The organism is Methanoregula sp., assembly GCF_003170075.1.
GTDB lineage: Archaea > Halobacteriota > Methanomicrobia > Methanomicrobiales > Methanospirillaceae > Methanoregula.
On the sequence record NZ_PMZU01000069.1, the window covers coordinates 943 to 10,274 of the forward strand.

A 9,332-nucleotide genomic window follows, 5' to 3' on the forward strand; every position below is an offset into this window, starting at 1 on the left:
TGCAACCCGATGCACGCCCACCCGAGGCACACCTCCCGGTACTCAATCTTCCCCCGGGGTTTCTTCACCCCGAAGGGCCAGATGCAGCGGACAATCATCAGCATCGACCCCCGCCAGACCGATACCGCAAAACTCGCGGATATCCACCTCATGCTCAACCAGGGTCACGACTACGAACTTTTCGATGCGTTCCGCACCGTCCTCAGGGGGTATGATATCCCTGATGAGGTCGCCGGCATCAAGAAAGAGGTGATCGTAAAGTCGGCCGAGATCATGAAGAAAGCAAAATTCTGCATGATCTTCTTCGGCATGGGCTGCACCCACACGGACGGCCACAACCACAACATCGATGCTGCCATCAGCCTGACCCGCGACCTCAACAACCACACCAAGGCCTCGATCATGGCGATGCGGGGCCACTACAATATCACCGGCCCCGGCCAGGTCTGGTCCTGGCAGTTCGGGTTCCCGTACTGCATTGACCTCTCCAAAGGCACCCACGCCCATATGAACCCGGGCGAGACCAGTTCGATCGATCTCGCGATGCGGGACGAAGTAGATTGCTTTGTCAATGTCGGCACCGATGCGGGCGCACACTTCCCCATCCCGGCAGTCAAGCATCTCAAGAAACACCCGTTCATCACCGTCGACCCCAACTTCTGCATGGCGAGCGAGATCTCAGATCTCCATATACCAGTAAGAATTGCCGGTGTCGATGAGCCGGGCGTTGTCTACCGCATGGACAACGTCCCGATTCAGTTCCGGTCGGTCATCAAGGGCCTGCCGGGAGTACCGAGCGATGAGGAACTTTTCGACCTCGTGTACGAACGCATGTGCGAGTTGACCAAGACCGAGCCAGTCTGGCTTGCAGCAAAGGCAGACCGGAAATACCCCCAGAACCCGGCGGTGAGCTGAACATGACATCAGGAGAAATTATCATTAAGGGCGGATTCGTTGTCGACCCGACCCGCAAGATGGAGGGGGATATCACAGATATCGCCATCAAGGACGGGAAGATCGTTGACAAGGTCAGCTCCTCCGCAAAAGTGATCGATGCAAAGGGCAAGACCGTGATGGCCGGTGGCGTGGATGTCCACGCCCATGTCGCGGGACCCAAGGTCAATGTCGGCCGCCTGTTCAGGCCCGAGGACAAGCTTTTATCGGGAGTCTGCAGGAGCGCAATGGCACAGAAGAACGGAGCCCGTATGGAGTCCGGATTCTCGATCCCGAGCACCTTCAAGACCGGGTACGACTATGCCCGGATGGGGTACGCGTTCGTTATGGAAGCCGCGATGCCTCCTCTCTACTCCCCGCATATCCACGAGGAGATCCACGATACCCCGATCATCGATGAGGGAGCACTCCCGGTCTTCGGGAACAACTGGTTCGTCATGGATTACCTCAAGAAGGGCGAAATCGAGAACACGGCGGCTTATATCGCCTGGCTCCTCAATGTCACGAAGGGCTTTGGCGTTAAATGCGTCAACCCCGGCGGTACCGCTGCCTGGGGCTGGGGCCTTAACTGCTTAAGTCTCGACGACGTGGTCCCGTACTTCGACACCACCCCCCGGGAGATCATCACCGGTCTCCTCAAGGCAAACGAGTACCTCGGTCTCCCGCACTCGATGCACATTCACCAGAATAACCTCGGGAACCCCGGCAACTACCAGCTCACCATCGACTCGCTGAAACTTGCCGAGGGCATCAAGACGAAAAACAAGTTCGGCCGCGAGCAGGTCATGCACTCGACCCACCTGCAGTTCCACTCGTATGGCGGAACCGGCTGGGGCGACTTCGAGTCCAAGGCAAAGGAAGTCATGGACTACGTGAACAAGAACAAGGCGATCACGGTCGATACCGGGAATGTCACACTCGATGAGACCACCACGATGACCGCCGATGGTCCTTTCGAGCACCACCTCCACAGTCTCAACCACTTAAAGTGGGTAAATGTCGATGTCGAGATGGAGACCGCTGCCGGTGTTGTCCCGTACGTGTACGACCCGAACATCAAGGTCTGCGACATCCAGTGGGCAATCGGTCTTGAACTCGCGCTCTATGCCAAGGATATGAACCGGATTTTCCTCACCACCGACCACCCGAACGCAGGGCCGTTCACCCGGTATCCCCGCGTCATCAAGTGGCTCATGAGCAAAAAGGCCCGCGAAGCGGTGCTCGACTCATTCAAGCACAAGGACAAGGTCATCGACGCCACGACCCTCCACACCATCGACCGCGAACTCACCCTCTACGAGATCGCCCAGATGACACGGTCCGGTCCGGCAAAGTGCCTCGGTATGTCTAATATCTATGGAGGCCTCGCCCCCGGCATGAACGCCGATGTCGGTATCTTTGACCTCAACTACAAGAACATGCCGAGTGATCCCGAGAAGATCGAGAAGGCATTCCAGCGGGCTGCCTGCTTCATCAAGTCCGGTGAGATTGTGGTCAAAGACGGCGAAGTGCTCAGCCGCGGTCACAAGAAGACCGTCTGGGTCCATGTCAATATGCCAGAGAACCTGCAGGTCAAGCGCGACATCACCCAGAGCTTTACGAAAGACTACACGGTCAGTCTTGTCAACTACCCGGTCCGGGACTACCTCGCCCCGCACCCGTTCGTGCTGGAAGTTGACGTGGAGGCCTGAGGTGCGATCATGGCAACCGTTACGTTAAAACCCACCAAGGTCCCCGAGCTCATGCTCGAGGGCTACAGTATCACTCCCGACGCATTCGCAGGCAAGACCCCTGCACAGATCGCAGCACTCCCGGCCCACGAGGGCAAGATCCATGTCACTCTCGGGGACTTCTTTGAAGTCTCGGGTAATGCGGGCGCTACCGCAGCAGAGACAGACATTGTTATTGCCGGCGATTGCACCCGCGTGAAATACATCGGCTCCAAGATGACTGCCGGGACCGTCAAGGTCAACGGCAATGCTGACATGTACGTCGGCGGCTGGATGAAAGGCGGCAAGATCCACATCACGGGCAACGTTGACTCCTTCTGCGGTATGCAGATGCAGGGAGGCGAGATCCTCATTGACGGCAATGCCCAAAACTATGTCGGCTGCGCCTATCGTGGTGACTGGAGGGGCATGAAGGGTGGCACGATCCGGATCAAGGGAAGTGCCGGTAATGATATCGGAACCTTCATGCTCGGCGGCACCATCATCATCGAGAAGGACACGTTCATCCACGTCTCCACCCACGCGGAAGGTGGCACCGTCATCCTCAAAGGTGATGTCGAGGGCCGTGTCGGTGGGCAGATGGTAAAAGGCACCATCTATGTCTTTGGCACCATCAAGTTCATGATGCCCGGCTTCAAGAAAGTCGACCGCGTCGAACTCGAAGTCGATGGAACGAAAGCCACCTTTGACCACTATATCGGGGATCTCGGGGAACGTCATCCCAAGAGCAAAGGCAAGGAGATCTTTGCCGACCTGTATGTCAAGGCATAATCAATCTTTTTCCTTTTTCTCGTCCCGGTCCGGGATACCTGGTGGTATTCACCATGAGTGTAAATTTATAGCTACACCAGAAAAACTGAGGTCAGATTATGAACGATGTCGGTAAAGAATTTATCAAAGGAACCCGGTACCCGGATTATTCTACCGTAGACCTGGTCCTGCGCAAACCGGAACCCCCGGCGGAACTCCCGATTCCAGATGGAGCAAAGATCACAAAACTTCCCAGCCCGAAAAAGATCAAGGTACCCAATGTCCCGGTAACGGATCTTATCGGGAAATGGGAACCTTCGTCATTTTTCTCGCGCTCATCCATGACCCTTGCAGAACTCTCGGCACTGTTGTGGTACACCCAGGGATTCCGCGCAAGAATAAACGAATTTCTGGTTTTACGAAACGTCCCGTCCAGCGGTTCGCGGTATCCAATTGAAACCTATTTCGTCGCAGGAGAAGTTAAGGGACTTGACACCGGCATGTACCGGTATGTCCCAAGCACACACAGCATAATTACCATTAGCGAAGACCCGGATCTCTCCACCGCAATTGCAACCGCAAGCATGAATTTCAAGGTCGTCACCCGTGCGGCAGTAACATTCATCTGGGTCGGGATTCCGTACCGCTCGACATGGGCACTGGGGAACCGGGGATACCGCAGCGTCCTCTTAGAAGCCGGACACACCTGCCAGGAATTGATCATGACGGCAGGTTGCTTTGGATTTGAAGTGCAGCCTATCGATATGTTCCATGACGAAATGATAACCCATCTTGCAAATCTCGATCCTGAAACACAGTGGCCGGTCTACCTTGCCGCAGTAGGAAAACGGACACGCGAGGTCTGACCAGCACGTACCGGAGGTTTTTAAGACCCTGTTACCGGAGATAAGTTACCAGGAGACAATAATCGAATCATTTATCGATGATTACCGGGATATGGTACCTGATTACCAGCAGGGGCATGCATATCCCCACTTTTAGAATGCGATTGATATTCATGACCTTCCCTGTAATAACGATGGCAGAAAAAAGCGTATTACGGTGATGCAGTATGGTGAAACGCTATCTCTCACTGGTTAGATTTGATCAGGCACTGCATCTCCTCAAGACATCATTTGCCATCCCGGAGCGGACTGAGCTCGTTTACGTTACCCGGTCGCTGGGCCGGGTCGTCGCCGAACCTGTTTATGCCCGGTACTCCGTGCCTGAAGTAAGTCTGGCAGCTATGGACGGCATAGCAGTAAAAAGCCGGGATACCTTTGGTGCTTCCGACCAGGCGCCGGTTACTCTTAATGATTTTGCCCGGGTCAATACCGGGAATATCGTCCCCTCTCGGTTCGATGCCGTGATCATGATCGAAGACACCTGGGAAGTGGAGGACAAGTTCCAGGTCCGGAAAGCCGCAAGGCCGTGGCAGCATGTGCGCCCGGCAGGTGAAGATATCAGGGAAGGCCGGCTTGTTCTCCCGAAAGGTCATCAGATCCGGGCTTTTGATATCGGTGCCCTTGCCACTTACGGGATTGTGAAATTGAAGGTAAATACCGTTAATGTTGGGATCATTCCTACCGGAAGCGAGCTGGTCCCGTTAGGGGTCCGGCCAAGCCCGGGCCAAGTCGTGGAAAGTAACACGGTCATGGCACAGGTCCTTCTTGATTCGATGGGAGCACATTGCACCCGCCTGCCTATCGTACGCGATGATCCTGACCTTATAGAGAAAGCGCTTCGTACTGCTGCACAGGAAAATGATCTTGTTATCGTATCGGCCGGATCTTCGGCCGGCACGCGGGATTATACTGCGGGGGCCATTGCAGCCATCGGCGAACTGCTCTTCCATGGCGTCGCGGTGAAGCCGGGGAAACCGATGATGCTGGGGAAAATCTATGGCAAACCGGTCATCGGGCTTCCCGGTTACCCGCTTGCCGCCCAGAGTGTCCTGCGGGAATTTGCCGTCCCCCTCCTTGAATATTGGGGACTAGCACCACTCACGAAATATTCGGTCAAGGTAAAACTAGCGACTCCCTTAAGTTCCGATCTCGGCTTTGACGAGTTTGTTCCGGTTTCTGTCGGGAGGATCGGCACCCAGTACTGGGGTATGGCCCGTTCACGGGGGACAGTTGTACAGATGTCAACGGTCCGATCAAATGGTTATACGCACATTCCGGCATCGGTTGAAGGGTATGATGCGGAACACGAACTCAAAGTTTATCTTACGACAGACCCGGCAAATATCGAGCGGACACTTATCTTCTCGGGTGCCATAGACCCGGTCCTGGAAGAACTGGGAAACATCGCTCACGACCAGGGCCTCTTCATCCATACAGGAAGTGCCGGAAACACCGGCGCTATCCTTTCGCTCAAACGGAATTCCTGTCATGCAGCGCCGATGAGCCTGCCGGCATTCTCCTTCCTGCGGGACTGCCGGTTCATCCAGCCTTATCTTCAATCGCTGGATCTTGTCTTTGTCAACATCGCCACACAGGAACAGGGAATTGCATCCGCAAAAGAAATCTCGCCCAATACCCTTGATGCAGTCTGCTGGATCAACTCCCGCAAAGATACCCCGGCACGAATCCTTTTTGATTCATTGCTTTCATCCCACAACATTACACCCTCACGGATCCGTGGATATGGTAATGAAGTAGCAACGCCGGGGACTGTTGCCGCAGCAATCCGGGCCGGACAGGCAGATGCCGGCATCTGTTCAAAAGGACTTGCAGTGTCCCATGATCTGATGTTTCTTCCGGTAGCGCAGGAGCAGTATGAACTTGTGATGCGCCGGGAGATGCTGGACGACCCACGGATTGTGACCCTTATTTCATTGATAAAAAGTCCGGAGTTCAGGGCCCATCTTGACCGGACCGGTGCCTATTGTACAACCCAGACCGGGAGGATCCGGAGCATATCTTCCGACAACATCGAAATCGAGATACCCCCGGCCAGTAATTCCCTGAAAATTTCATAAGTATTACCGCTGCCATTTTATATGCTGCCTGTGGACAGTTCCTCAGGAGAGGCAGGATACTCGGGAACAGGGAATCGTTATGGACATGCTCATTAACGGGATTGCGGCTACTGCAGCAGATAAAACGTGGATCGAGGTTACCAACCCGGCGACCGGTGAATATGTAGACCGGGTCCCCCGGGGTTCCGAGGAAGATGTGAATGCGGCTGTTGAGGCAGCCGACGCGGCTTTTGGCATATGGTCTGAAAAGACCACACGGGACCGCGGTCTTGTGCTCTACCGCGCAGCAGAACTGATCAGGCTGGATCATAAGGATCTGGCACAGCTCCTCACCACGGAACAGGGTAAGCCGCTCAAAGAATCGATTGACGAAGTCCGTGGATGCGCAAATATTCTCGAATACTATGCGTCCATCGCCGGACAGCCGTCCGGTGAGGCCGTGCACTTGGGTAAAGCCGGGGATTGTCTGGTAACCCGGGTCCCGCTCGGGGTCTGCGCCGCAATCATTCCCTGGAACATGCCGGTGCTCATCATGGGATGGAAGGCAGGGCCGGCCCTCCTTGCGGGAAATACCCTTATTCTCAAGCCGGCGTCAACAACACCCTTAACGAATCTCAGGATCGCAATACTATTGCAGGATGCAGGCCTGCCCAAAGGCGTGCTCAATGTCGTGACCGGCCCGGGAGAGACGGTCGGAGCAGCATTGGTAAAACACCCCCGGGTGAAAAAAATATCTTTTACGGGAGACTGTGCAACCGGCCACCGGATCCGTGAGATGGCAAAAGACCACTTAAAGACACTCACGCTGGAACTGGGTGGATCCGACCCGATGATCGTAATGGCCGACGCGGATATTCCCAAAGCCGTTGAGGGGGCGCTCCGGGGCCGTTTCTATAATGCCGGCCAGATCTGCACCGCGGTCAAACGGCTGTACCTGCATGAGAAGATTGCGGAGGAGTTCATGCGCCTGCTTACGGCCAAAGCAGAAGGTCTTAATGTCGGAAACGGACTCTCTCCGGGCACAGATATGGGACCCCTCAACAGCGCAGAGCAACTCGGGAGGATCAGTTCTGTGATCCATGAAACGACCGAGCGGGAGGAGGGGACAATCCGGACCGGCGGCTGTCCGTTAACAGGATCGGCGTATGAAAAGGGTTTCTTCTATACACCGACCCTCATCACCGATGTTGCACCTGATGCCGCGCTCCTCACCAATGAGATCTTCGGACCGGTCCTGCCGGTGGTGACCGTACCGGATCTCGGTGCGGCAATCCGCGAGGCGAACCATTCGAAGTATGGCCTTGGCGCATCGGTCTGGACAAAAGACCTCGCAACGGTAAAACAGGTGTACCAGGAAGTAAATGCCGGTATCATCTGGGTGAACCGTCACCTTACGGTTCCCCCTGAAGTGCCGTTCGGGGGAACAAACGAGAGCGGAATGGGCCGGGAAAACGGCTCAAAGGCACTCGACAGTTACACCCAGACAAAGACCCTGTACCTGGGCTGGTAACCAATTTCCCGTTTTTATGTGAGCCTGCGGATCAAAAGCACCGCGGCGATACTGCCCAGACACACCGCTGCCGGCACCGGTGATTGCCGGGTTGTTACAGGAACCGTTGTCGATGGTAGTGTCGGGGTATCCGGTGAAGTCGTGGTTGCGGTGGCAGTGGCATTTGACGAAGCGGTGGGGACGGTTACGGCACTCACCGGGACACTGCAGGTATCGCCAGATCCACTGCACAGCACATTGAATGTGGTTGATGCAGTCACGTCTTGCAGGACTCCCGAGACCTTCACCAGGTACATATCCGGGGCAAAGGAGGAGGTATCGACATCAAAAGACCAGGTATTCCTGCCCCCACTGCCGGCTACCACCTTCACCGTACCGCTTGCACCGGATAATCCGGACGACTGTGTCTTGGTGGTCGGGATATATGACGATGAATAGATCTCAACCATGAGCTCGTCATCAGGGGCAAGGCTGGTGGTCCCGTTGATGGTAAATTTATCTCCTGTGTACCTGTCGCCAATCGGATTGATGGTCGCCACTGGAGAAGCGACATAAAACGAGACCGTGGCAAAGGTATCGTCAATATTCTGGCTGCTGACGGCCTGTATCAGCGCCGTCGCGGCATCCGTACTCTGGAGACTTCCGCTGCCGGTGAACTGGTAGAGTGTCTTACCGGTCTGCACATTTATTACTGCTCCGGAAGAGGCATCATAGACCACATCGAAACGACCATTCATCATCGGGTGCTGGATCAGCACAAAATACTGCCCCGGTGCGAGGTTTGCAGTATCGGATTTCTGAAGTTCGTAATCGTAGGAATTATCATCATTTACCTGGACGGTGGTAACCTTGGCGAAATTATACCCGATAAACCAGACCTGGAGCCCCACCTGCGGATGGCCGGTGGCGATGCCCCGGATATAGACCGGGTCTCCCTGCGATATGGTGGTCATTGTCGCTGAACTTCCGGGCGTAAGGGTTACCGCTGCTGCGCAGGGTATGCCGATGGCGATGGCAAGCAGCAGGAGGCAGATTATACGGTGCGCATTTCCAAGGGTATGGTACGTTGTCAAGGCGGGACTTCCTTATTGTTTACATATATGATCTCTGCCAGTCCAGAAAAAACAGATTGTATTGTTTTGAAAAGACTTTTTTTTGACCATTCCGAAAGATGCAGACGGTACCTTCCTTTTGGTCTCATAAAGGAAAACCCGGGCACCATCACGTTTTCTGCCGGTCGGTGATTGTATCCGGGCCTTATTATCAAACGGCGGGCCACAGGGAGCACGTATTGTTCCTTTTATGCGCGCGAACTCCTGTAAAATCAAAATTTTGTCAAAAGGAGCATAATAATGTCTTTAATCTTTTCCTGAAGTTTATTGGCAGGTATTTACAACCCATACCT

7 protein-coding genes are annotated in these 9,332 nt (G+C 54.8%); 6 read left to right on the plus strand and 1 reads right to left on the minus strand.

Annotated elements, in window-relative coordinates:
* The 6 genes from QZN75_RS09220 to QZN75_RS09245 all read left to right on the plus strand — a co-directional run.
* Positions 1-915, plus strand: a 915-nt coding sequence (locus QZN75_RS09220; RefSeq protein ID WP_292427757.1) for a formylmethanofuran dehydrogenase subunit B, incomplete at its 5' end; no start/stop codon positions are given.
* A gap of 2 nt (positions 916-917) precedes the next feature.
* Positions 918-2,645, plus strand: a complete 1,728-nt coding sequence (locus tag QZN75_RS09225) for a formylmethanofuran dehydrogenase subunit A (protein ID WP_292427760.1) — start codon at positions 918-920, stop codon at positions 2,643-2,645.
* Positions 2,646-2,654: 9 nt separating this feature from the next.
* Positions 2,655-3,455, plus strand: a complete 801-nt coding sequence (locus tag QZN75_RS09230) for a formylmethanofuran dehydrogenase subunit C (RefSeq protein ID WP_292427763.1) — start codon at positions 2,655-2,657, stop codon at positions 3,453-3,455.
* Positions 3,456-3,553: 98 nt separating this feature from the next.
* Positions 3,554-4,300 carry a SagB/ThcOx family dehydrogenase gene (locus tag QZN75_RS09235; RefSeq protein WP_292427766.1) on the plus strand — a complete coding sequence of 249 codons (747 nt, stop codon included), beginning with the start codon at positions 3,554-3,556 and terminating at the stop codon, positions 4,298-4,300.
* 206 nt (positions 4,301-4,506) lie between these two features.
* Positions 4,507-6,417, plus strand: a complete 1,911-nt coding sequence (locus QZN75_RS09240) for a molybdopterin biosynthesis protein (protein WP_292427769.1) — start codon at positions 4,507-4,509, stop codon at positions 6,415-6,417.
* Between the two features lie 79 nt (positions 6,418-6,496).
* Positions 6,497-7,927 (plus strand): aldehyde dehydrogenase, encoded by a 1,431-nt coding sequence (locus QZN75_RS09245; protein ID WP_292427771.1) that lies wholly within the window; start codon positions 6,497-6,499, stop codon positions 7,925-7,927.
* A gap of 14 nt (positions 7,928-7,941) precedes the next feature.
* On the opposite strand, the gene QZN75_RS09250 is transcribed toward QZN75_RS09245, so the two are convergent.
* Complete coding sequence (locus QZN75_RS09250) at positions 7,942-9,000, minus strand: hypothetical protein (protein ID WP_292427774.1); 1,059 nt, start codon at positions 8,998-9,000, stop codon at positions 7,942-7,944.
* Between the last annotated feature and the right edge of the window lie 332 nt (positions 9,001-9,332).

Bases quoted from the DNA above. Each gene is read 5' to 3' on its own strand.
- QZN75_RS09235 (WP_292427766.1), top strand. From the start codon at position 3,554: ATGAACGATGTCGGTAAAGAATTTATCAAAGGAACCCGGTACCCGGAT.
- QZN75_RS09240 (WP_292427769.1), top strand. From the start codon at position 4,507: ATGGTGAAACGCTATCTCTCACTGGTTAGATTTGATCAGGCACTGCAT.
- QZN75_RS09245 (WP_292427771.1), top strand. From the start codon at position 6,497: ATGGACATGCTCATTAACGGGATTGCGGCTACTGCAGCAGATAAAACG.
- QZN75_RS09230 (WP_292427763.1), top strand. From the start codon at position 2,655: ATGGCAACCGTTACGTTAAAACCCACCAAGGTCCCCGAGCTCATGCTC.
- QZN75_RS09225 (WP_292427760.1), top strand. From the start codon at position 918: ATGACATCAGGAGAAATTATCATTAAGGGCGGATTCGTTGTCGACCCG.